General features: G+C 62.1%; 24 protein-coding genes. 10 read left to right on the forward strand and 14 right to left on the reverse strand.

Going from position 1 to position 21063, the window contains the following annotated elements; translation table 11 throughout:
- Window positions 1-279 precede the first annotated feature (279 nt).
- The 3 genes from E8A46_RS22235 to E8A46_RS22245 form a co-directional block, all read right to left on the reverse strand.
- A complete protein-coding gene (locus E8A46_RS22235) occupies window positions 280-1068 on the reverse strand; it encodes an ABC transporter permease (RefSeq protein WP_291565883.1) in 789 nt (262 codons plus the stop codon).
- A 206-nt stretch (window positions 1069-1274) separates the two neighbouring features.
- Window positions 1275-1841 carry a YbhB/YbcL family Raf kinase inhibitor-like protein gene (locus E8A46_RS22240; protein WP_291565885.1) on the reverse strand — a complete coding sequence of 189 codons (567 nt, stop codon included), beginning with the start codon at window positions 1839-1841 and terminating at the stop codon, window positions 1275-1277.
- A gap of 88 nt (window positions 1842-1929) precedes the next feature.
- Window positions 1930-2757 carry an ABC transporter ATP-binding protein gene (locus E8A46_RS22245; protein ID WP_291565887.1) on the reverse strand — a complete coding sequence of 276 codons (828 nt, stop codon included), beginning with the start codon at window positions 2755-2757 and terminating at the stop codon, window positions 1930-1932.
- A 129-nt stretch (window positions 2758-2886) separates the two neighbouring features.
- Between E8A46_RS22245 and E8A46_RS22250 the strand changes: the two genes are divergently transcribed.
- Both E8A46_RS22250 and E8A46_RS22255 read left to right on the forward strand, forming a co-directional pair.
- Window positions 2887-3675, forward strand: a complete 789-nt coding sequence (locus E8A46_RS22250; RefSeq protein WP_291565889.1) for an ATP-binding cassette domain-containing protein — start codon at window positions 2887-2889, stop codon at window positions 3673-3675.
- Window positions 3672-5231, forward strand: a complete 1560-nt coding sequence (locus E8A46_RS22255; protein ID WP_291565890.1) for an ABC transporter permease/substrate-binding protein — start codon at window positions 3672-3674, stop codon at window positions 5229-5231. Before E8A46_RS22250 ends, E8A46_RS22255 begins: the two co-directional genes overlap by 4 nt.
- Window positions 5232-5759: 528 nt before the next feature.
- Here the strand turns inward: E8A46_RS22255 and E8A46_RS22260 are convergent.
- Entirely contained in the window at window positions 5760-6050 is a 291-nt protein-coding gene (locus E8A46_RS22260) for a cyclic nucleotide-binding domain-containing protein (protein ID WP_363252324.1), read from the reverse strand.
- Window positions 6051-6250: 200 nt separating this feature from the next.
- On the opposite strand from E8A46_RS22260, the gene E8A46_RS22265 reads away from it, so the two are divergent.
- From E8A46_RS22265 to E8A46_RS22275, 3 genes are all read left to right on the forward strand, one after another.
- Window positions 6251-7051 carry a sensor histidine kinase gene (locus E8A46_RS22265; protein ID WP_291566060.1) on the forward strand — a complete coding sequence of 267 codons (801 nt, stop codon included), beginning with the start codon at window positions 6251-6253 and terminating at the stop codon, window positions 7049-7051.
- Window positions 7052-7129: 78 nt separating this feature from the next.
- Entirely contained in the window at window positions 7130-7474 is a 345-nt protein-coding gene (locus E8A46_RS22270; protein WP_291565892.1) for a hypothetical protein, read from the forward strand.
- 96 nt (window positions 7475-7570) lie between these two features.
- Window positions 7571-7849, forward strand: coding sequence for a transglycosylase (locus E8A46_RS22275; protein WP_291565894.1), 279 nt, complete (start codon window positions 7571-7573; stop codon window positions 7847-7849).
- 96 nt (window positions 7850-7945) lie between these two features.
- On the opposite strand, the gene E8A46_RS22280 is transcribed toward E8A46_RS22275, so the two are convergent.
- The 3 genes from E8A46_RS22280 to E8A46_RS22290 all read right to left on the reverse strand — a co-directional run bounded on the left by E8A46_RS22280 (window position 7946) and on the right by E8A46_RS22290 (window position 9666).
- Window positions 7946-8554, reverse strand: coding sequence for a hypothetical protein (locus E8A46_RS22280; RefSeq protein ID WP_291565896.1), 609 nt, complete (start codon window positions 8552-8554; stop codon window positions 7946-7948).
- Between the two features lie 177 nt (window positions 8555-8731).
- Window positions 8732-9049 carry an antibiotic biosynthesis monooxygenase family protein gene (locus E8A46_RS22285; protein ID WP_291565897.1) on the reverse strand — a complete coding sequence of 106 codons (318 nt, stop codon included), beginning with the start codon at window positions 9047-9049 and terminating at the stop codon, window positions 8732-8734.
- 137 nt (window positions 9050-9186) lie between these two features.
- Window positions 9187-9666, reverse strand: a complete 480-nt coding sequence (locus E8A46_RS22290) for a MarR family transcriptional regulator (RefSeq protein WP_291565899.1) — start codon at window positions 9664-9666, stop codon at window positions 9187-9189.
- Between the two features lie 227 nt (window positions 9667-9893).
- On the opposite strand from E8A46_RS22290, the gene E8A46_RS22295 reads away from it, so the two are divergent.
- From E8A46_RS22295 to E8A46_RS22305, 3 genes are all read left to right on the forward strand, one after another.
- A complete protein-coding gene (locus tag E8A46_RS22295) occupies window positions 9894-10685 on the forward strand; it encodes an SDR family NAD(P)-dependent oxidoreductase (protein ID WP_291565901.1) in 792 nt (263 codons plus the stop codon).
- A 123-nt stretch (window positions 10686-10808) separates the two neighbouring features.
- Window positions 10809-11378 (forward strand): nuclear transport factor 2 family protein, encoded by a 570-nt coding sequence (locus E8A46_RS22300; protein WP_291565903.1) that lies wholly within the window; start codon window positions 10809-10811, stop codon window positions 11376-11378.
- A 184-nt stretch (window positions 11379-11562) separates the two neighbouring features.
- Window positions 11563-12288, forward strand: coding sequence for an alpha/beta hydrolase (locus tag E8A46_RS22305; RefSeq protein WP_291566062.1), 726 nt, complete (start codon window positions 11563-11565; stop codon window positions 12286-12288).
- A gap of 452 nt (window positions 12289-12740) precedes the next feature.
- Here the strand turns inward: E8A46_RS22305 and E8A46_RS22310 are convergent, their stop codons facing one another.
- Window positions 12741-13577, reverse strand: a complete 837-nt coding sequence (locus tag E8A46_RS22310) for a hypothetical protein (RefSeq protein ID WP_291565904.1) — start codon at window positions 13575-13577, stop codon at window positions 12741-12743.
- 86 nt (window positions 13578-13663) lie between these two features.
- Entirely contained in the window at window positions 13664-13837 is a 174-nt protein-coding gene (locus E8A46_RS22315) for a CsbD family protein (RefSeq protein ID WP_291565906.1), read from the reverse strand.
- Between the two features lie 346 nt (window positions 13838-14183).
- Here E8A46_RS22315 and E8A46_RS22320 point away from each other — a divergent pair, with 346 nt between their 5' ends.
- Both E8A46_RS22320 and E8A46_RS22325 read left to right on the forward strand, forming a co-directional pair.
- On the forward strand, window positions 14184-14786 hold the full coding sequence (locus tag E8A46_RS22320) for a Spy/CpxP family protein refolding chaperone (protein ID WP_291565908.1): 603 nt from the start codon (window positions 14184-14186) through the stop codon (window positions 14784-14786).
- Window positions 14787-14849: 63 nt separating this feature from the next.
- Window positions 14850-15014, forward strand: a complete 165-nt coding sequence (locus E8A46_RS22325) for a DUF3309 family protein (protein ID WP_291565910.1) — start codon at window positions 14850-14852, stop codon at window positions 15012-15014.
- Window positions 15015-15098: 84 nt separating this feature from the next.
- On the opposite strand, the gene E8A46_RS22330 is transcribed toward E8A46_RS22325, so the two are convergent.
- The 5 genes from E8A46_RS22330 to E8A46_RS22350 form a co-directional block, all read right to left on the reverse strand.
- On the reverse strand, window positions 15099-16721 hold the full coding sequence (locus E8A46_RS22330; RefSeq protein ID WP_291565911.1) for an ABC-F family ATP-binding cassette domain-containing protein: 1623 nt from the start codon (window positions 16719-16721) through the stop codon (window positions 15099-15101).
- 649 nt (window positions 16722-17370) lie between these two features.
- Window positions 17371-17988 carry a hypothetical protein gene (locus E8A46_RS22335; protein WP_291565913.1) on the reverse strand — a complete coding sequence of 206 codons (618 nt, stop codon included), beginning with the start codon at window positions 17986-17988 and terminating at the stop codon, window positions 17371-17373.
- 181 nt (window positions 17989-18169) lie between these two features.
- Window positions 18170-18358, reverse strand: coding sequence for a hypothetical protein (locus E8A46_RS22340; protein ID WP_291565915.1), 189 nt, complete (start codon window positions 18356-18358; stop codon window positions 18170-18172).
- Window positions 18359-18400: 42 nt separating this feature from the next.
- The gene (locus tag E8A46_RS22345) at window positions 18401-19084 is read right to left on the reverse strand and encodes a PilZ domain-containing protein (RefSeq protein ID WP_291565917.1); all 684 of its coding nucleotides are present in this window, start codon (window positions 19082-19084) and stop codon (window positions 18401-18403) included.
- Between the two features lie 245 nt (window positions 19085-19329).
- The gene (locus E8A46_RS22350) at window positions 19330-21039 is read right to left on the reverse strand and encodes a sulfatase-like hydrolase/transferase (RefSeq protein WP_291566064.1); all 1710 of its coding nucleotides are present in this window, start codon (window positions 21037-21039) and stop codon (window positions 19330-19332) included.
- Window positions 21040-21063: the final 24 nt, after the last annotated feature.

Below are 21063 nucleotides of genomic sequence, written 5' to 3' on the forward strand. Positions count from 1 at the left end.
AGCCTGCCGCCGCTCCATAAGCAGCCGCATCAGGGCCGGTCTCTGAAAACGCCGGCCCGGGAACGCCTCCGCTCTCGGGGCTGTCGGGTCCCGCGGCGCTTTGCGCGCGGGCCGATGGCGCCCAACTGACCGCAACGAGAATGATTGGCAACGCGAGAGAGCAAAACCGGAGCGCCAATTTCTCCGTAGCGCGATGTCCGCAATGTTGCTTGGTCGACGGCATCGGCGCTCCCCCTTCAATCCGCCACATCGCGTGCGCGGCCGGAACGACATGAAACCCTACGCCCGCGCCTCGCCTGCGTCGGGCCGCCAGACCAGAAGGCGCCGTTCGACCAGGGTGACGGCAATATCGATGAGAATGACAAAGGCGGACAGCACGAACATACCGGCGAAGACGCCGGCGACGTCGAACACGCCTTCCGCCTGCTGGATCAGGTAACCGAGCCCCGCCGCCGAGCCGAGATATTCGCCGACCACGGCGCCGACCACCGCAAAGCCGACCGAGGTATGCAGCGAGGAGAACATCCAGGACAGCGCCGAGGGCCAGTAGACGTGGCGCATCAGCTGCCGTTCGCTCATGCCGAGCATGCGCGCATTGTCGCGCACGGTGACCGAGACCTCCTTGACGCCCTGATAGACGTTGAAGAACACGATGAAGAACACCAGCGTGACGCCGAGCGCGACCTTCGACCAGATACCTAGCCCAAGCCACAGCGTGAAGATCGGCGCCAGAACCACGCGCGGCAGCGCGTTGGCCATCTTCACATAGGGATCGAACACCGCGGCGACGAGCGGCTGGCGCGCAAACCAGAAGCCGACCGTCACGCCACCGAGCGAGCCGATCGCGAAGGCAAGGATCGACTCCCACAGCGTGATCGCGAGGTGTTTCCAGATCACTCCGCTGGCGAACCAGTCGACGATCTGGCTGCCGACGTCGACGGGATTGGAAAAGAAGAACGGCGGCAGCCAGGTGCGGCCGAAGATCGGCACCGTCGCCAGCAATTGCCACAACGCAAGGCCGACGACGGCGACCAGCACCTGCAAGGCGAGCAGCATCACGCGCGACATGGTTGCGATCCCTGGGACTCCCCTCCCCCTTGCGGGGAGGGGTTGGAGGTGGGGATGGGGGTGGCCACAGATGAGAGGCCGGTGGCTCCCGACCCCCCTCCCCGACCCTCCCCCGCAAGGGGGGAGGGAGCAGAGCGCATTCGTGGCACGATCTCATTCAAGAATACGGAGGGCTGCATCAGTTTCTTTTGCTGCTAGTTTCCGCATTACGGCTTGGAGAACGTCCCGATCAAGCCAGTCGCCTGCTTGACATGGCCATCGAGCGCCTTGATCGCCTCGTCACGCGTCAGTCCGGGCGCAAGCGCGGTCGGCTCGAGGTCGGTCGCCATCAGCGTGAAGGTGTAGTGATGGATCGGGCCGGGCGGAGTGCAGGGACCAAAATAGTTCGACAGCTTCATCAGGCTGGTGCCGCCGACATATTTGTCGCTCGGCTTCGACACTTCGCCTTCGGCAAAACCGGTGACCGAAACCGGGATGCCGTAGGCCACCCAGTGGCTGACGCCGCCGGGCGGACGGCCTTCCGGATCGAACATCAGCAGCGCGTAGCTCTTGGTGCCTTCCGGCGGGTTGGCCCAGGACAGAGCCGGCGAAATGTTCTCGCCAACGCAGTTCGGATTGGATTTGTTGTTGCCGGCGTTTTTCACCGCCAGCCGCTCGCCGTCCTTGAAGCTCGGCGAGGTCAGCGTGAAGACGCCTTGCGCGCTGGCGCCTTGGGAACCGCACAGGGTTGCCAGCGCGACGGAAACGGCCAGAATTGAACCACGTGAAAGCATGACATTTTCCTCTTTTTGCTTGCCTTATTGATTGCTTGGAGTTGGCGGAGCGGAGTGTAGCGGTCGGCGCATCGAGATCAAGGCGGCATCACGGCCCTGCCGCCGGGGCCTGCGACGATTGTTCGTAGCCCTTCAGGACTTCAGTTTTAAGAACACTCCATATCTCGCGATGAAGTGAGTGAAATTCCTTGTCCAGCCGGACTTCCATGATATCGCGCGGGCGCGGAAGCGGAACGCGCCAGTCGCCGATGATGCGCGCACCGGGCCCCGCCGACATGATCACCACGCGATCTGCCAGCGCGATCGCCTCCTCGAGATCGTGGGTGACGAACAGGACCGCCTTGCGGTCGGCGTTCCACAGCTCCAGCAGAAGATTGCCCATGATCTGGCGGGTCTGGGCGTCGAGCGGCCCGAACGGCTCGTCCATCAGGAGAATCTTGGGATCGCGGATCAAGACCTGCGCGAGGCCAATGCGCTTGCGCTGACCGCCCGAGAGCATATGCGGATAGCGATTGCCGAAGGCGCCAAGTCCCACCGAGGCGAGCCAGACTTGCGCGCGCTGCAGTGCGTCGCGGCGCGGTACGCCTTCGATTTCAAGGCCAATCGCGACATTGTCGATCGCCGTCTTCCAGGGAAACAGCGCATCGGCCTGGAAGAGATAGCCGGCCCCGCGGTTCAGCCCGGTGAGCGGGGCATCAAAGATCCGCACGCTTCCCGATACCGGCTTGAGCAGACCGGCCGCGACATTGAGCAACGTCGATTTCCCGCAACCCGTCGGCCCGACGATGGCGACGAACTCGCCATCCTCGACGGCCAACCGGGCCTGCTCCACCGCGGTGTAGACGCGGTTGTCGGCCAGCCGAAACGCCACCGTGGCGTTGTCAAGTGTGACCGCCGTCGGCCTTGCCTTATCCACCCGCAATCCTCCCCCAGGTTCGGACGATGGCTTAGCGCCTTGGCGGGACAAGTTCAACGAAGTGGTACATCATGGCCACCCTCCCCCTCCAGGGGAGGGTAAGAGCCGCAAGCACAAGGCTGGACCGCAATGCCAACGCCACCCCCGATTGCATTTGCGCATGTGGCCAAGAGTTTCGACGGCGGCCGCGTCAAGGCCGTGGATGACGTCTCGCTCGAGGTCGCCGAAGGCGAGTTTCTCGCCATTGTCGGCGGCTCCGGCTCCGGCAAGACCACGCTGCTGCGGCTGGCGAACCGGCTGATCGACGCGGATACCGGCAGCATCCGGATAGAAGGCGAGGACGTGCGCAGCGTCGATCCCGTCGCGCTGCGCCGCCGCATCGGCTACGTGTTCCAGAGCGGTGGACTGTTTCCGCATATGAGCGTCGCCGGCAATATCGGGATCACGCCGAAACTGCAGGGCGTGCCTGCCGCCGAGATCGCGTCAGGCGTCGACGAGCTGCTCGATCTGGTGCGGCTCGACCGCGCGCAGTACCGTGATCGCTTTCCGCATGAATTGTCCGGCGGCCAGCGCCAGCGCGTCGGCGTCGCCCGCGCGCTCGCGGCGCGGCCGAAGATCGTGCTGATGGACGAGCCGTTCGGCGCGCTCGATCCGCTCACCCGCGACGCGCTCGGCGACGATTACCGCGCCTTGCACCGGAAACTCGGATTGACCACGGTCATGATCACCCACGACATGACCGAGGCGATCCTGCTCGCCGACCGCATCGCGGTGATGCGCGCCGGGCGGCTGTTGGCGCAGGGCACCCCATTGCAGCTCTCGAAAAGCGACGACGCCTATGTCGGCGAACTCTTGCGCACGCCGCGGCGGCAGGCTGAGCGGCTTGGCGTGCTGTTGCCGCGGGACGGCGCGGCATGAGCCTGTTTTCCGATCCACGCTGGAGCGAGGCCCTGGCGCACCTGCCGGATTATCTCGGCAATCATATCCGGGTCAGCGTCACGGCACTGGCGCTCGGCCTCTTGCTCAGCCTGCCGCTGGCGATTGCCGCGCGCAACCGGCCGTTGATGCGCGGCGCGCTGCTCGGGCTTGCCAGCGTCGTGCAGACGGTGCCGGGACTGGCGCTGCTCGCACTGTTCTATCCGCTGCTGCTGGCGCTGGCATCGCTGTCTTTTGCCTGGTTCGGATTCGGCTTCTCGGCGTTCGGGTTCCTGCCGGCGGTGCTGGCGCTCGCGCTCTATTCGATGCTGCCGGTGCTGCGTAACACCATCACCGGCTTAAGAGGCGTCGAGCCGGCGATCCTCGAGGCCGCAAAGGGCGTCGGCATGACTGAGCTTCAGTCGCTCATGTCGGTCGAATTGCCGCTGGCGCTGCCGGTGATGATGGCGGGCATCCGCACCGCGGCGGTCTGGGTGATCGGCACCGCGACACTGTCCACGCCGATCGGCCAGACCAGTCTCGGCAATTACATCTTTGCCGGGCTGCAGACCCAGAACTGGGTGTTCGTGCTGTTCGGCTGTCTTGCCGCCGCCGTGCTGGCGCTCGGCGTCGATCAATTGCTGGCCCTGGTCGAAGCCGGCATCCGCGCGCGCAGCCGCGTCCGCGCGATCGCGGGCGTCCTCGGCATCGCGGCGCTGGTCGCCGCAGCGCTGGTGCCGTCGATGGCGCGCGGGCCATCGAGCTATATTGTCGGCGCCAAGACCTTTGCCGAACAATATGTGCTCTCCGCGCTGATCGCGCAGCGGCTGCAAGCGGCGGGGTTATCGGCCACCACCCGCGAGGGCCTCGGCTCCAGCGTGATTTACGACGCGCTGCTCTCCGGCGATATCGACGTCTATGTCGACTATTCCGGCACGCTGTGGGCCAACCAGTTTCACCACAGCGAGATCAGGCCTCGCCAGGAATTGCTGACCGAGCTAAAGACGGCGCTGGCACGGCAGAACGTCACGCTGCTCGGCGAACTCGGATTCGAGAACGCCTACGCCCTGGTGATGCCGAAAAAGCGCGCCGAGGCGCTCGGCATTCGCTCGATCGCCGATCTCGCCTCCCACGCGCCGGCGATGTCGATGGCCGCCGATTACGAATTCTTCTCGCGGCCGGAATGGGCGGGCCTGCGAGAGGCCTATGGGCTGAAGTTTCGCGCGCAGCGGCAGATGCAACCCGACTTCATGTATGCCGCGGCGGCCTCCGGAGAGGTCGACGTGATCGCGGGCTATACCAGCGACGGACTGATCGCGAAATACGACCTCGTCGTGCTGGACGATGTCAGGCACGCGATTCCACCCTACGACGCGATCGTGTTGATCGCGCCGAAACGCGCGGGCGACCGGACGCTGCAGGCAGCATTGCAGCCGCTGCTCGGCCGCATCGATATCTCCGACATGCGCGCGGCGAACCTGCGCGCCGCCGGCGGCGACGGCGCATCCTCTCCAGACACGGTGGCGCGCTGGCTGTGGGACAAGACCGCCAAGCAGTAACGGCTTCATGCGGGTAACGCCGCCGTTTCGACAAGAAATGCCCGAGCCGGAAGCAGCTCACCTGATATCGGCCGGGCCGCGGCAGCCATGGGTTTGCGAATCGCGAACGCGACCCTTGCCGCAGCCGAACTCGATCCCTGGCATATTTGCGTGAGCCACCGCGACGGGGGACGACGGAGTCGAGTAGCCGGCACTCATGACATTCGAAAACGCCGCCCTGGTCTGGAAGGATCCGGCGGCCTGGCCATTCGACCAGGGCGCGACCGTAAGGGCCATTGCCAATAGCGAGGCGAATAGCGAAAGGCGGATGCGGCACATTGCAGTTCCCGCAAACTGGATCAATTTGATTCAATGAAATCCCTGCAGCCGGGTGGTTTCATTGATCCAGATCAACCCGGCGCAAGAACCACAGTTACAGTTTTGTAAGGTGGATTTGATTCCGGCCAGCAACGGAAAATACCGTTCCGCTCCGTATCCTGGACGGCTCTGTGACGCGCTCGATTTTCCGGCTCTGGATGCGGTCGCGCGTCAAATATCACTGTCAAATATCACTTGGGCGTCAGCCCTGCACATCGAGTGAGCACTATTGATCACACCGGCGCCCGGCCTGGCGCTTTTCTTCCAACACGCCGTGCGACCTCCCGAACGGAGCCGCAAGCTGCCTCGGGCGAAGAACTGCCGAGGCTCGAAAATTCCGACGACCGCCTCCTTGCCCTGCTCGGACAGCACGACAACTTTGACCTTGCCTTTCTGGATGTAGAAGACTTTGGCCGCAACGTCGCCCTGCGAGAAGGCGATCTCGTTCTTGCGGAATGCCAACACAGTTCTTCCCTCGCCGACCTTGGCGAGGAAGGCCTGAGTTGTCCGAGCAGCCTTAGCCGGCGCTTTAAAAAAATATTCTGTCGGATGCCCCTACACAGTTGATTTGCATCAATCTGACCTTCTCTTGCGGCCCCTAGGGTTCCATTGTTGTGGCAGGCAGCGAGTGCCAGACTCTCACACAGGGGGCCGACACCATGATGGCTGAACGTACGTCGTACGGCTCGGGCTTACCCCCGGGCGTCATATTTCAGAATCCGGATCAATGTCTGCCCGCCGCGGAGCCGACGGATGACAGGCACATCGAGATTCAATTGCGAAACGCTCTCGCGCAAAGCGAGGCGCTGCTTCAGCAAAAAGACGAATTGATTCAGAGACAGGAACTATCGAAAAGAGAATCCGATCATCGACTGATGAACGACCTGCAGATGACCATCAGCCTGCTTTCGTTGCAGAGCCGGTCAGCAACCAGCGCGGAAGTGGCCGCGCAACTGGCCGTCGCGGCCAATCGCGTTTCCATGATTGCGCGCATCCACCACCGTCTTCATTCCTACGACGGCGTGCAAGCCATCCAATTCAGGCAATTCCTCGAGGACTTCGCTCGCGACTTCTCCGCGATGCTGTCGTCGGATGAGCGCCCGGAACAGGTCCTCGTCGAATGCATTGAAATCGATCTGCCGGCCGCGACCGCGATTCCACTCGGTTTCATCGTCAGTGAGTTGATCACCAATGCCGCCAAATACGGCAATGGCCGGATCGCCATCCGCCTGCAGCCTGATCCGGCCTATGGCTACGCGCTTTCGGTTTCCAATGACGGCCCGGCCTTGCCGGAAGGGTTCGATCCCGGCGCCAGCAAGGGACTGGGGATGAGGATCATTCAATCCTTCGCAAGGCAGATCGGCGGCGAGTTGCAGATCGGCCGCGGCGACGATGGCCATGGTGCGCGATTTGCCGTGCTGATTCCCCGAAGGGCCGCGAATCCGGCCGTCGACGTTGTGTAAGGTTCAAAGTTCGTAATGAAGGAGACGAAAATGCGCGCACGCAAAGGACTGCTTTCTTCGGCTGGCCGAGGCGTCGTAATGGCTACGATTGCTGTGCTGGTAGTGACGATGGGTGAGCCGCCGCTCGCCATCGCCGGTTCGGCTGCTCCCGCGTCGAAGGGTATCTCGGCCACCACCGGGTCGAGCGATGCGACGGATTTCAGTGCGGCCCGTCGTCGTCGTTACTACCGTGGAGGCGACGCTGCGGGACTCGCTTTCTTTGGAATGGCGCTTGGAACCATCGGCGCGATCGCCGCCCAGCAAAATGGTTACGGCTACGGCTACGGGCCCGGCTATTACGGCGGCGGACCTTATTATTACGGCGGCGGACCATACTACGGTGGGCCTTTTTACGGCCGCCGTTACTATTATCCGCCTTACTAGGCTATCCGGGCCGCACCTCCCGATCGCTCCGGACGCAGGTTGCAGGAGCGATGGGGGCCGCCGAGTTATCGTCGAAGTCGATGCCGAGGATTTGCCATGCGTGCCACTGACCCGGTCGTGCTCCTTGTTCTGGTTCTCGCGATCGGCATCGTTGCCGGCCTTCTCTTCGACCGGCTGGCCGGGCCTTCCTGGCTCGCCCGGCAGTTCTCCGGATCGACCCGCGGCATCGTGACCAGCGCACTCGTGGGCGTGGCCGGGGCATTCGTCGGTTATCACATCGCCATGCTTGCGCTTGGCGGTGGGTTGATCATTTCGCTCGTCGCCGCAGCGGTGGGTTCCGCCGTGGTGCTGTTCGTCTGGCGAATGGCCAAGTGACGGAAGGTTAGCCTCCCTATTCTTGTTTGCGGTGAGATTGCCTCCCGGCGGCGGTTTCCATGGGCGCGACGCCGGCGGGTCACAGACTCCCGGATGTCACTCGCCGAGCTGTTTGGCCGCCTCGAGATCGGCATCGCCGCGCGCGGTGTCTCCCTTGGCCTGATAGGCAAGTCCCCGGTTTTTCAGCGCCCTGCCATTCCTGGGATTCAGGCGGACGGCGTTGTCAAGGTCCAACACCGCGCGGACATAATCGTCTTTCTTGAGATACGCGAAGCCTCGCTCCGAATAGTAGTCCGAGATTGTACGATCCTTCCCGAGACGCTCGCCCCCGCTTTCCGCCGTCGCACTGGGACTCGGCCCGAGCTTGATCGCCAGACTGCAATCCGCCAGAGCGTGATCGTAATCCCCCCTGAGATTGTAAATGACGCAGCGATTGTAGAATGCATCCGCGTACTTGTTGTCGATCCGGGCTGCCTCGCCATAGTCCGCGAGCGCGAGCTCAAAATCCTGCTTCAACCTCCGCTCGACGCCGCGATTCAGATATTGGCGCGCAAGGTCGTGCCCCTTGTAACGGCCCGACTTGATGGCGCGCGAACATGCCGCGATGGCGATCTCGCCGGAGTCCCTGGCGCAGATATTGGCGTCATCGGCCGCCGCCCGGCTCTCGAACGTGCCGACCAAAACAAGTGACCCGGCTGCGACCAAGCAGGCACAGTGCCTTCCAAAACTCCCTACCATGATCCCCTCCCCGATTTTGCCCTCCAAGGGGCAGCCAAGAATAGCATGCTGAACCCTGACGAAAAGCGGGATTGCCGCCTGCCGAGGCCTGATCGTCAGATCCGGCACCTTAGAATATACTAGGCCAGACCGCCGTCGGCCCCGCTATGGGGCGAAGGTTCGCACCACTTCGTATACGCCGGATTCGAACGTCGCGATCGTGAGCGCCTCCTGAAAAAACGGGAGTGGTGCGGGATCCTGACGCATCGCCTGATACTCTTCGATGCTCCGCCACTGCGCATACATGGTGACCTTTGTGCCGTCCGTACTGCGATGCAGGCTGGCCGAAACAAAACCCGGTGCCCGACGTACCACCTCTGTGGCTTCGGTTAGGAGTTCAACGAGTCGTTGCTGGTTCGCCGGCTCAACTGTGAACACATTGATCAGGGTGACCACACCGCCTTTGGCAGAAATCCGGGTCATGCTGTCTCCATCTTGTTTTGCGCTTTCGTGAAAACCTGTTCGTAAGGCCGCAACCAGCCGCGACGCGATCGGACCTGACGAAGCGGTGGCGCACCCAGGAAGACGTCCCGAGACCACGATCGAGCCATAGAGGCCGCCTAGAACGCGTCCTTGAATCCTTCGGAGGTCAGGAGCCTCAACTCGGAACGAAGCTTCGCCGCGCGCGCGGCGCCGAACGCCTGTTCAAACCGGCCTTGCGCCTTTCGCCAAAGCTGCGCGGCCTCCTCGAATTTCGCCACCCCGGCGGGCGTCAGAGCCACCCGCTTGACCCGGCGGTCCCTTGCCTCGACCCGGAGCCGGACCAAGCCATCGCGGATCAGCGGCCCCAGGGAATGGCGCATGGCGGACAAATCCATCAACAGACTCCGGGCGAGCTCCGCCATGGTCGGATTCCCGAGGTCGTAAATCTGCGTGAGCAGGCTGTACTGGGTTGCCTTGAGGCCACTTGGCTCCAGCACGGCGTCGTAGAGCTTTCCCAGGCCCCGGGCGGCTTTGCGCAGCGCGGCGTTGTTGCAGAAGCTCAGCAAGTCCGCTTCCGCTGGAGTCCTGGGCGCGCGGCCCTTGATGTCGGCTTTCACGGGCGATCTCCGGAGTCAGGCCGTCAATATAGCGGTCCGCGAGCTTCGCGAAAGAGGTGGCATATGCCAGCACCTTCACCGGTGCCAGGCCGCCTCACGGCGCGATCACGCCTGTTCACCTTCAGATGATGTGCCGGGCGGCGGCTTGAAATCGTGGCATATGCCACTAATAAGTGGTGGCCTATGCCACTATTTCCAACCTCCAATCAGCAAGCAGGAGACTTCAAATGTCCGATCTAAAAGGAACCGCGGTTGTGACCGGAGCGACGGGCGGCCTTGGCGCCCTTTACGCGGCCGGATTGGCCGAACGGGGATACGACCTCCTCCTTGTCGGCCGTCAACAGCAGACGCTCGACGCGGTCGCCAAGGCGGTGAAGCAAAAGGCAAATGTCAAGGTGGATAGCATCGTCGCCAACCTCGCGGAGGCAAAGGGTCTGGCGCGGGTCGAGGCGCGGATCTCCAGCGATCCGGCGATCACCGCCCTGATCAACAGCGCCACCGCCGTAACCTTCAGCCCGCTCGCCAAACTGGGCTCGCAGGCGCTCGACGAGACGATCGCCGTCAACATCACCGCCCTGACCCGGCTGACCCATGCCGTGCTTCCCGGCCTGCTGGCGCGCGGCGCCGGCGCTATCGTCAATTTCGCATCGGTGCTGGCCTTCCATCCATGGCCGGAGTTCAGCGTCTACAATGCTTCCAAAGCCTATGTCGTGAGCTTTTCGCAGGCCTTGCAGGGCGAGGTCGCCGGCAAGGGCGTCCTGGTGCAAGTGGTCACGCCGCCGGCGGTCGACACCAACTTCTGGAATCAGGCGGGACTGCCAGTGAGCAACCTTCCGGCCGGCGCGGTAATGAAGCCGCAACATCTGGTGGACGCGGCGCTGAAAGGCCTGGATCGCGGCGAGTCGTGGGTGTTCCCCTCGCTGCCTGAGCAGACGCTTTGGGACGATCATCAGAAGACACGCCAGGCGCTCGTCGGCGGCCTGATGAACGGCGCGCCGGCGGCGCGATACGCCGCCTGACCCGAACGCCGGACCGCCCACCGCGGGGACGAAGGTCACAGAAACAGGGGCATGCGTTCTGGCAAACGGAGCGTCCGCCTCTGTCGTATACACGGCCGAACCGTCCCGATTTTGAATGCTCAAATGCGCCGGCTTGGGCTGGCATTGAAACGAGGCGAGATAGACATGACCAATTCCGTGAATTCGGCAATCGACGCGATGCCGCGGCAGCCTGAACGGTACAGGCGCTATCTTTCGATCGCGGCCGCGCTTTGTCTTGTCATCATGACGGTCGCGTCAGGCGGACGGGCATCGGCTGCGGCGAGCGAAGCTGAAGCACGATCTCTCTTTACGAAGTTCGTAGCCGCGCAGAATGCACATAACATCGACGACGTGAAAGCCATGCTCTGGAATTCACCCAGCATGCTCTGGTTTTCGCGGGGCGTCGAAACCAGAGGGCGCGAGGCGGTCGCCGATCGTTTCAGGGAATATTACGAAGGCACATGGCATCTCGAACCCGACATGTCACAATTTCGTGTGGCCGCGATCTCAAACGACGTCATGCAGATTCTCGTTCCCATCGTTTTCACGCGAGGCCTTCCAGGAAAGCCTCCACAAGACAACACGTTTCTGATCAGCCAGACGTTGGTTCGCGATGGAAACGGCTGGTATATCGCTTCCATCCTGCCGATCGCGAACACCCAACTCAAATAGTCGCGGTCGCGCGTCCCGATCGCAAAGGGCCGGCTGCGGTCGCAGCGTCACGTAACATTGGCTTCGGTGCAACCGAATATGTTGAGGGAGCACGATGCTCCCAGAGAAATCCAACCACGGAGTTTGATCGATGACGATATTAACGCGAATAGTTGCGACGGCAGCCGTTTGCATCCTCACAGCAATGCTCGGCGGAATCGGAGCGCGTGCGCAAGCGGCGGCGCCCGTCAAGGCGGGCAACGTCGTGCTGGTCCATGGCGCGTGGGCGGACGGCTCGAGCTGGAGCGAGGTCATTGCGCGCCTTCAGGCGGCCGGCCTGCATGTCACGGCCGTACAGAATCCCCTCACCTCGCTCGCCGATGCCGTCGCCGAGACCCGTCGGGCATTGGCGCTGCAGGACGGCCCGACCGTGCTGGTCGGACATTCCTGGAGCGGCACCCTGGTCAGCGAGGCGGGAATCGATCCGAAGGTTACCGCGCTGGTCTATATTGCCGCGCGAGCCCCCGATGCCGGGGAGGATTTCGTCGCGCTTTCCGGAAAGTTTCCCACCATGCCGGCGCGGGCCGGCGTCCAGGATCACGATGGTTACACCAAGCTCTCCGAGGATGCGTTCCTTAAATATTTCGCCAACGGCGTCGAGCACAGCAAGGCAGAGGTTCTCTATGCCGAACAGCAGCCCACCGCCGCCTCGCTGTTTGGCGACAGAACGACGGTTGCTGCCTGGCACTCCAAACCGGCGTTCTATGCGGTGTCGAAGAACGATCAGACGATATCGCCTGATCTGGAACGCTTCCTCGCCACACGCATGAAAGCAACAACCGTGGAACTGAATGCCGGTCACCTTTCCCTGGTCTCTCACTCAAAACAGGTTGCCGACCTGATTCTGGCCGCGGCCGGCCAGAAAAAATAGCGAATGTCGGGTGCAGCAATGAAGAGGCCGCCTGATCCGGCGGCCTCCGCTTTGGTCTGCCTTACCAGCAGGGACGGCACCAGCACCGGTATGGACCACAGGCTCTCACATAGCCCGGTCCGCACCAGCGGCCGTAGCCCGACAGGCGGCTTCGGTCCGGCTTTGCTCCGGCCGCGGGCGTCGGCTCCAGTGAGATAAGTTGCAGGAAGGCAGCCGCGATAAAATGTAATATTGCGTGAGCTGCTCGCTCCGCAAACGGGGAGGGTTGAGTTGATGTTTGTCGCAACATGGCAAGCGCGGTGTCAAATAAGACGAGCGGCACAATATGTCGGAGAACGCCTCGGCTATCTAATATCGCAAGAGGGCGAGAAGAATGATAATTGGAATGGGAACTCCCAACAGATACAGCAGAATTCCACGACCCATGATTTCCTCCTCTGTTCCGGTCTTGCCTACCCGCCGGTAAGACTCGCGTTGTAATCCCTGACTTTTCCGCCTTGCGTGGCTGCCAGACTGGCAGCAAAGGCGCCGACAAGCAGAGCGGCGGTGAGCCACAGAGACAACTTGGCCGCTGCCCTTCGGGCGTTGTCCAAATCAATTTTTGCCTGGTCGATGACGTTCGAAACCCGCTTGTCGGCATCCGCCTGACTAACTCCCGTGCGGGCCGCAATGACTTGCGCCACATAGGTGCGATCTGGCCCGGCAACATCGCCGTCAGCAAGGCCCTTCGTCAGAATGCTTGCAATTTCGTGGCGAGTAACTCCCAGATCGCTCGCACTTGGGTTTGCAGCAGGATTGGATCGCAACAGTGCGTCCACATAATAATCCAAAGGGCTGCGGGTCGCCGTGGTTGCCGACACATTGGTTCCCGGTGCAAGTCCTGGTGATGCGCCGCCAGCGATGTTGCTGGCCGCCGCGGCCAAGAACCCAGCGCCGATCACCGTGGCGAATGCCCACGCCAAAAAGCCATGAGCTGTGTCGCGGAAGAAGACCTCGTGAGTATGGACGCCGACCCATCTCGTACGCAACCGCCCGGCGATGTAGCCCCCCATGGCAGAGGCGAGCAGCGCGACCACGATCAGATAAAGACCTGTGGTAATTTGGAATGTGCTCGCCGATATGCCGGAATTGCCCCACGGGGATACGGCCGAGAACCCCATGCCAGCACCGAATGCAAGGAGAACCAAGGTCAGGGCGGCTGCCGCAACTGCACCGGCCGCAATGGCTGGCCATGATACTGCGGGACTCTCTTCGGCGGAGGTGGAAATTTCAACCGATTCAAAAACCATTGATGTCTCCAGATGAGAAGCCCTTGCCGTTTCGGCTATGGGCGAGATCCCAGGGCTAACGAGGAGAATAAGCTCGCAGAGCTGGCCTATTTCCCCTTGAGTGTATCCTTGACGCCGCCGATAGCGTTCTGAACCTGACCCTCAATCTTGTCAGCATTGCCTTCTGCCTCCAGCTTGGTGTCGCCGACCGCCTTGCCGACCACCTGCTTGAGTGTGCCCTTGATTTGCTTCGCCGATCCGACGACCCGATCCTTGTCCATAGTCGTTTCCTCCGATAGTCCCCGAGCGGGGAGAAGTGTTCAAGCTGCGGCGCGAACCGGTGGTCGTCGTTGATTTGGATCAACACTTTTTTGCAGATGTCTTTCGCATAGACGTGAATGACAGGGGCCAATCAAGCAATTGCCTCGATCGCATGGCCCGGGCGTCTCGCCGAGAGCCCGTACTCTATCCGAATCCGGCAAGTGGCACTGTGCCAATTCCAGCGCCGGCGCCGGCACCCTGAGTTTCGGCACGGACGCTCTCATTTGCTGAGATTGCGCTAAATCAAAACAGACCGTCGAAAATATGTGGATCGTGCCATGTATCAGTTTTCCGAGGAGATCGCACATGAGATTTCGTTTTATAATGGCGGCGGGTATCGCGGCAGTTCTTTCATTGCCCTTGGTGGCGCAGGCTCAAGGCATTGTCAGGGGCGCGGAAGAAGGCGCCGCCGAGGGCAATCGTGCTGCCGGGCCGGTTGGAGGCGCGGTCGGCGGTGCGGTGGGCGGCATCGTCGGTGGCGTTGAGGGAGTGCTGGGAATTCCGCAACGACATGGTTCGACCTACGCCCGCGACCGCTCGGACCGCGCTGAACTCACCGCAAACCAGATCACCAATGACTTCGCTGCGCGCACGGCCCGTATCAAAGCTGACCTGCGCCTGACACCGGAGCAAGAGAAGAACTGGCCTGGCTTCGAGAGTGCCATGAGCGACATGGGCAAGAGGTACGGTGATCGCCAGACCGCCGTACAAGCCAACCGCACACAGCAGAAAGCTCCCGGCGACGTTATCGAGCAATTGCGCGACGAGGCGCAGTTCCTGAGCGATCGCTCCGTCGATCAGAAGACGCTCGCCGACGCCGCCCAACCGCTATATGCAAGCCTCGATGATCAACAGAAGCGGCGCTTCGCGAAAGAACTTATCGACGTGAGTCGTTGGCCGGCTCCGTGATCGAGAAAATGGGCGCCTAGACTCGAAAAAGTGGACTGAAACGACAAACGCACGGAGACGAAAATGTCGATTGGGACAATTATACTTATCATTCTTGTAATCGCTCTGCTTGGCGGCTTTAGCGGAATCGGTGGCGGCCCCTTCTATGGCACCGGATATTATGGCGGTGGAGGCCTGGGCCTGATCATCGTCATTCTGCTGATTTTGTTGCTGCTCGGCAGACTTTAAACTCTTAAGCGGTCCGCTGTGGCGGGCCGCTTTCTTTTGGACCATCTCGTCGCAACCGTTCCCAAACCGCGACGATGACCAGCGCTAGCTGTGCAGGCCCGGCGCCTCATGGCCGGTGCGCGCGACATATTCGGTGTAGCCGCCGCCATACTGGTGAATGCCATCGGGCGTCAATTCCAGCACCCGGTTCGACAAGGCTGCCAGGAAATGCCGGTCGTGCGAAACGAACAACATGGTGCCTTCGAACTCGGACAGCGCGTTGATCAGCATCTCCTTGGTCGCCATGTCCAGATGGTTGGTGGGCTCGTCCAGCACCAGGAAATTCGGCGGGTCGAAAAGCATCTTCGCCATCACCAGCCGCGCCTTCTCGCCGCCCGACAGCACCCGGCACCTCTTCTCGACGTCATCGCCGGAAAATCCGAAGCAGCCGGCCAGCGCCCGCAGCGAGCCCTGCCCTGCCTGCGGGAACGCATCCTCCAGTGACTGGAACACGGTGCGTTCGCCGTCGAGCAAATCCATGGCGTGCTGCGCGAAGTAGCCCATCTTCACACTGCCGCCGAGCGCCACCGTGCCATCGTCCGGCGGCGTGGAGCCCGCCACCAGTTTCAATAGCGTGGATTTTCCGGCGCCGTTGACGCCCATCACGCACCAGCGCTCCCTGCGGCGGACCATGAAATCCAGCCCGTCATAGATCATCCGATTGCCGTAGCCCTTCTGCACCCGCTTCAGGCTCACGACGTCCTCACCGGAGCGCGGCGCGGGGAGAAAATCGAACTCGACGGTCTGGCGGCGCCTCGGCGGTTCGACCCGCTCGATCTTCTCCAGCTTTTTGACCCGGCTCTGCACTTGCGCCGCGTGCGAGGCGCGCGCCTTGAAGCGCTCGATGAATTTGATCTCTTTCGCCAGCATGGCCTGCTGACGCTCGAACTGGGCCTGCTGCTGTTTCTCGTTCAGCGCGCGCTGTGCCTCGTAGAACTCGTAATTGCCGGAAAAGGTGGTCAAGGAGCCGCCATCGATCTCCACCACTTTGGTAATGATGCGGTTCATGAACTCGCGGTCGTGCGAGGTCATCAAAAGCGCGCCCTCATAGCCCTTCAGAAACTGCTCCAGCCAGATCAGGCTCTCGAGATCGAGGTGGTTGCTGGGTTCGTCCAGCAGCATGGCGTCGGGCCGCATCAGGAGAATACGCGCCAGCGCGACGCGCATCTTCCAGCCGCCCGACAGCGCGCCGACGTCGCCATCCATCATCTCCTGGCTGAAGCTCAAACCCGCCAGCACCTCGCGCGCGCGGCCCTCCAGTGCGTAGCCGTCGAGCTCCTCGAAGCGGTGCTGCACCTCGCCATAACGCGCGATGATATCGTCCATGTCATCGGCGCGAGCCGGGTCCGCCATCGCGGCCTCAAGCTCCTTCAGCTCGCCAGCCACGGCGCTGACCGGGCCGGCGCCGTCCATCACCTCGGACACGGCGCTGCGGCCGGACATCTCGCCGACGTCCTGGCTGAAATAGCCGATGGTGACGCCACGATCGACCGCGACCTGGCCCTCATCGGGTTGCTCCTGGCCCGTGACCATTCGGAACAGCGTCGTCTTGCCGGCGCCGTTAGGGCCGACCAGGCCGACCTTCTCACCCCTCAGGAGCGCCGCGGAGGCCTCGATGAAGAGAATTTGGTGGCCGATCTGCTTGCTGATATTGTCAAGTCGAATCATGTGCACGCGCGGCTGGAGAGAACGTTTCGGCCGCTCTTAAGCCATGGGGTGCGCTTGCGGAAGTGTGTTTCGAAAGCACCAGGACCGGTTCTTTTGCATGCAAGGACCTGGTCGAGCAAGACTCCCGCCGCCTCGGCCGATATCATCGTAATCCACAGCGCAGTACGACGCGTTGGAGACAGACTCGTCATCTCGGCGGTAAGTTCAGGCGGTGACGAGGGCTGCGTCCAGCCCGACCTCAACGGGAAATAGCATGACACACGCTTTGCTTCTCAATCCATTCAATTCAACGCATAATTCGACCCAGGAGCCAGCCCCAATCGTCAACCGGCGCAAGTCGTCGCCAGCGACACGGTCGACGCCGGTCTGCTCGCACTGCCAATCTGACGACATCATCGCCCAGGCGACCGCCCAATGGAGCAATGAATCGCAGGAATGGGAATTGGCCAACACCTTCGGCCAGCCGGCTCACTGTACCCGTTGTAACAGCCCCTGCGGCATCGTCTGGCTACCGCTCAGCTAAAATCTCAGCGTCCCGGTCCGACTTTGCCGACCTGTCAGGCTCGCGGCACGGCGAGCCCTGACCCGCTGTCCCGACGTCGCTCAGGGGACAGCGGCAGGTACTTTATCGCGTCCTGACGGGCGGTTTCTACTTCAGCTCGGTGATGACAGCACTTCCCGCATCTCGAACCAGGAGCTCGGTGTGGGTGCGGTCGCGCCGGTTGAATCGGATGTCGGCAGATTTGTATTCATTCAGAATGCTTCTGCCGTCCGGCTCGGTCGATTTCAGGGCTGTGTCCTCCAGGTACACGACCACAACATCCTTGTCATGGAAGTGCATGGGTGTGGGTTCGCCTAGGTTCCAGCGATAACGCCAGACGATGACGCGATCGTTTTCCAGAATCTTCTCGATGTGAGGCCGGGGATAGGCATCGGGATAGCCGGAATTATTTGGAATCGGGGCCACCGGATGGTCCTTCAATTCGATGATCACGGTGCGTGACCCTGCCGTGCCGACCGTGTCGCTGGCGTGACCGAAGACGGCATTGCCGGGTTGGGCCAAAGAGATGGCCACGAAGTCGTGGGCGGCGGCGGGAAGTTCGCCCGTCGTGTCCCAGACCGTGACGCGTTCGTTATCGATAACCGAGCGCACCGCCAGGGCCGCCGCCTGCATCATTTTTGCGCGGCTCTCATCCGCAGCCAGGGCCGCGACGGAGATGGTGACACCCATCAGGGTAATCAGGGCGGCGATGCAGCGTCTTCTCATGTCGGGCCTCTTTCCACGCATTGATTTCAGACCACAGGGTTGATTGCGGGCGGTTATAGCGCGCAGCCCCATTTGTCCAATCAATCGCGCTTGAGGCAATAGCTGAACCGATCGCCATCGGCCGTGATCAGACCCGCGGGTTGCGGTCGGGAAATGCACCGGCGGGATCGGCGTTCAGGTTTCAGGCAATCTGCGCGCCGTTAGCGACGCGCGGCGGGCCGCCGCGATCGTGGGGCTGGACGTGATCTGCCAGCCGGCATTCATTGACGCCAATGATTTGCGCGCCGGCACGTTGGTCGCGATTAATCCGGATCAGCCGACCATCGAGCTTGCCGGCATCCGTGCCGTCTTCCTGCCAGACCGCGACCATTACGATCCGCTTTACACCCGAACCACCCCAGGACAGCGGCTTCTAGGCGTCCATCTTCTCGACAAGGGATTCATCGGGCTCGGACACAGCCTTCGCGGCACCGGAAGCGGACCCGGTTATCGGCCGGGCGATAAAGCGGTCGAGGTCGTTCTGGTTCAGCTTCTCGACGAATTTGACCGCAAAGCCACCGGCAAAAATCCTCGTGACGCGACCGACGCAGGTCCCGACGGCAAGCGGCGTGCCAATCTCCGGCTGCAGTTCAGCGGAGACCGCGGCTCCAGTCGCCGACATGTCGATGATAAAGCAGGTATGGATCGCGCCGTCGGCCAGGGTCAGCGTCGAATGCGATTGGGCCGGGACCACGCGCGGATGTCTTCGCAGATCGATGATCGCGGGATCTTTCTGCTTCTCTTCCAGCCAGGTGAGCTTGTTCGAGAGCCTCTCCCGCGTGGCGTAGCTCACGTCGAGTTCGAGCAGAAAACCGCCGGGCCTGGTGTCGCTGATGTGGCCATCGAGCTTGCCGAAATCACGGAAATACGATGTCAGGCTGTCGCCAACCTTGCCGACGACGGGCACGTCCACCATCATCCGGTATGGCGAAACACGCGTGGTGCGGCAGGCGAAGGTGCGAAGCTTTCCCTGCGGATCATACCAGTTCGGGAGCGTATAGTGCCCGTTCACCGCGATATTGACGGCGCGCTGCTTGAGAAACCTTTCGGTCGACACGGCAGAGATCCCCTGGGACAACAGGCCCATTGCCTAGTGGCGCCAGCTTAACGAAAGAGGGAAGAAAGATGCCTATCGTCCTTTAACCTTACCAAAGTCTTCGGCAGCCGGTGAATGACGTCGACCTTGCGACGACGTTCCCGCTTTTGCCCCCTGTTTCCCGGGCTCACGTCAACGCCGTCGCCAGGATGCCGCCGATCAGGAGATATTTCGTCGCGGTGTTGCGGCCTGCTGCGCCGGGAACCCTACAATCCCTGGATCAGCCCGGCGTCGATCAGCAATCGATTGAAGCGTCGGGCCTCCGCACCATCCTTGCAGGAATAGAACAGGCCCTCGCATCGCAACATGATCTGCTTCTGCTCCTCGAACGAAGAATCGAGCGGGATGCCGGCGGCTTCCTGGATCACCAGCGGCAGATAGGGCCCGTCGATCGTTTGCATGACGGCGGGACTCTTGACCGGCTCGAAGTTGATCGCGTCGATCGCGTAATAGGTCGCGTAATAACGCGGGTCGTAATTCTCCAGCTTCTTGCCGACACCGGCCTCATCGAGATCGGGATCGAGCACATGCGGCGAGAATTCCGGCTGATGGTCGCCATAGCGCACGATCAGGAACGGCTCCGCCGGAAACTTCTTTTTCAGCCCTGCGACGAATGCGGTGTAGTCGTCGGTGCTCATCGCCTGCCGGCGCAGATATTCATCGACCACCGGTTCGTTGCCGGGATCGCGCCAGGCGGGCATCAGATCGGGACGAAACCGAGTCTCCCAGGGGAAGTGATTGGCGGCGAGATAGACGAACATGAACAGCGGCGTTTTAGGGGAGTGCTGCGACATCAGGCCCAATGCTTTATCGTAGAAGAAGCTGTCGGGCTCGACATCCCTGGCACCCAGATCATGCGCGTCGTAAAAATGCTGGATGCCGGTGGTCAATTGGAAACTGCGCGCACTCATGAACGCGCCGAAGGCGGGATAGAGCGAAATCGTGTCGTAGCCGCAGCGGCGCAACGCCAGCGGCAGCCCGCGTTCGACGCGGCCCGACGCGATGCGGGTGACGAAATAAGCGAACCGGCCGAACGAGCGTGACGACAATCCGGCCAGCACGTTGTATTCGGTGAACCAGCTCGGGCCGCCATTGCTCTCGGCCAGGAATTTGCGCTCGACGCCGTCGAACGACTTGAAATGCCTGCCGTAGCCCGCGGGCACCTTGACGCCACCCGCCTGCCGAATATCGAAACTGGACTCATCGTGAACCATGATGATGTTCGGCCGCCGCCCCACCGGGCTGCAGGAATCCAGCAGTGGCATCTTCAGACGCGAGGTGGCGACCGCGTCCGATTCCATGAATCCGTAATGGATGAAATCCGACACGGCGGTGACGCCCGAACGGGAAAATTTCGACAGGTAGCCGTCGTCATAGTAGCCGCGCCAGGCTTCATCCGGCCATACGATGGAAAATCCGACCAGCGCCGCCAGACAGGCGAGCTGGCAGGCCAGCGCCGGCAGGCGGCGGATACGAAACGGATCGAGCCACCACAGCGAATACATCAACGGGACGATGACGAGGGCGGTCGCTATCACCGACCAGCGCAGATTGGGAAAGATCGTAAACAGGAACGCCGCGGTGTCGCGGTCGATCACCATCAGGTCGACGAAGTTCGCGGTCATTTGCACAATATCGTGCTTGAGCCGCGACAGCAGGATCAGCACCACGACTAGCGTCAGCGACAGCGCGCCCGACAGCGCCGGACGCCGCAATAGCGCGATCCAGAAGAAGTTCAGAATTCCCCATGACAGCAGAAACCCGGCGCGCGAAGTGAAGTCGGTTTCGGTCTCCAGCATCACGGCCAGCGCCGCCAGATGGGGCGCGGCGACCGCCAGCAGCCGCCAGATTCCGACCGCGGCAAGGCCGGTCGAGGCGGCGGCAGCGGAGGGTCCTGAATTTGGCGGGATCGCCATGGGTTTGGGACGCAACTGCAACCC

This window comes from Bradyrhizobium sp., from assembly GCF_004799445.1.
GTDB lineage: Bacteria > Pseudomonadota > Alphaproteobacteria > Rhizobiales > Xanthobacteraceae > Bradyrhizobium.

Coding starts and splice junctions, on each gene's coding strand:
- E8A46_RS22235 (WP_291565883.1), bottom strand. CDS start 1,068: ATGTCGCGCGTGATGCTGCTCGCCTTGCAGGTGCTGGTCGCCGTCGTC.
- E8A46_RS22240 (WP_291565885.1), bottom strand. CDS start 1,841: ATGCTTTCACGTGGTTCAATTCTGGCCGTTTCCGTCGCGCTGGCAACC.
- E8A46_RS22250 (WP_291565889.1), top strand. CDS start 2,887: ATGCCAACGCCACCCCCGATTGCATTTGCGCATGTGGCCAAGAGTTTC.
- E8A46_RS22255 (WP_291565890.1), top strand. CDS start 3,672: ATGAGCCTGTTTTCCGATCCACGCTGGAGCGAGGCCCTGGCGCACCTG.
- E8A46_RS22265 (WP_291566060.1), top strand. CDS start 6,251: ATGGCTGAACGTACGTCGTACGGCTCGGGCTTACCCCCGGGCGTCATA.
- E8A46_RS22270 (WP_291565892.1), top strand. CDS start 7,130: ATGGCTACGATTGCTGTGCTGGTAGTGACGATGGGTGAGCCGCCGCTC.
- E8A46_RS22275 (WP_291565894.1), top strand. CDS start 7,571: ATGCGTGCCACTGACCCGGTCGTGCTCCTTGTTCTGGTTCTCGCGATC.
- E8A46_RS22285 (WP_291565897.1), bottom strand. CDS start 9,049: ATGACCCGGATTTCTGCCAAAGGCGGTGTGGTCACCCTGATCAATGTG.
- E8A46_RS22295 (WP_291565901.1), top strand. CDS start 9,894: ATGTCCGATCTAAAAGGAACCGCGGTTGTGACCGGAGCGACGGGCGGC.
- E8A46_RS22300 (WP_291565903.1), top strand. CDS start 10,809: ATGCGCCGGCTTGGGCTGGCATTGAAACGAGGCGAGATAGACATGACC.
- E8A46_RS22305 (WP_291566062.1), top strand. CDS start 11,563: ATGCTCGGCGGAATCGGAGCGCGTGCGCAAGCGGCGGCGCCCGTCAAG.
- E8A46_RS22310 (WP_291565904.1), bottom strand. CDS start 13,577: ATGGTTTTTGAATCGGTTGAAATTTCCACCTCCGCCGAAGAGAGTCCC.
- E8A46_RS22315 (WP_291565906.1), bottom strand. CDS start 13,837: ATGGACAAGGATCGGGTCGTCGGATCGGCGAAGCAAATCAAGGGCACA.
- E8A46_RS22320 (WP_291565908.1), top strand. CDS start 14,184: ATGAGATTTCGTTTTATAATGGCGGCGGGTATCGCGGCAGTTCTTTCA.
- E8A46_RS22325 (WP_291565910.1), top strand. CDS start 14,850: ATGTCGATTGGGACAATTATACTTATCATTCTTGTAATCGCTCTGCTT.
- E8A46_RS22330 (WP_291565911.1), bottom strand. CDS start 16,721: ATGATTCGACTTGACAATATCAGCAAGCAGATCGGCCACCAAATTCTC.
- E8A46_RS22335 (WP_291565913.1), bottom strand. CDS start 17,988: ATGAGAAGACGCTGCATCGCCGCCCTGATTACCCTGATGGGTGTCACC.
- E8A46_RS22340 (WP_291565915.1), bottom strand. CDS start 18,358: ATGGTCGCGGTCTGGCAGGAAGACGGCACGGATGCCGGCAAGCTCGAT.
- E8A46_RS22350 (WP_291566064.1), bottom strand. CDS start 21,039: ATGGCGATCCCGCCAAATTCAGGACCCTCCGCTGCCGCCGCCTCGACC.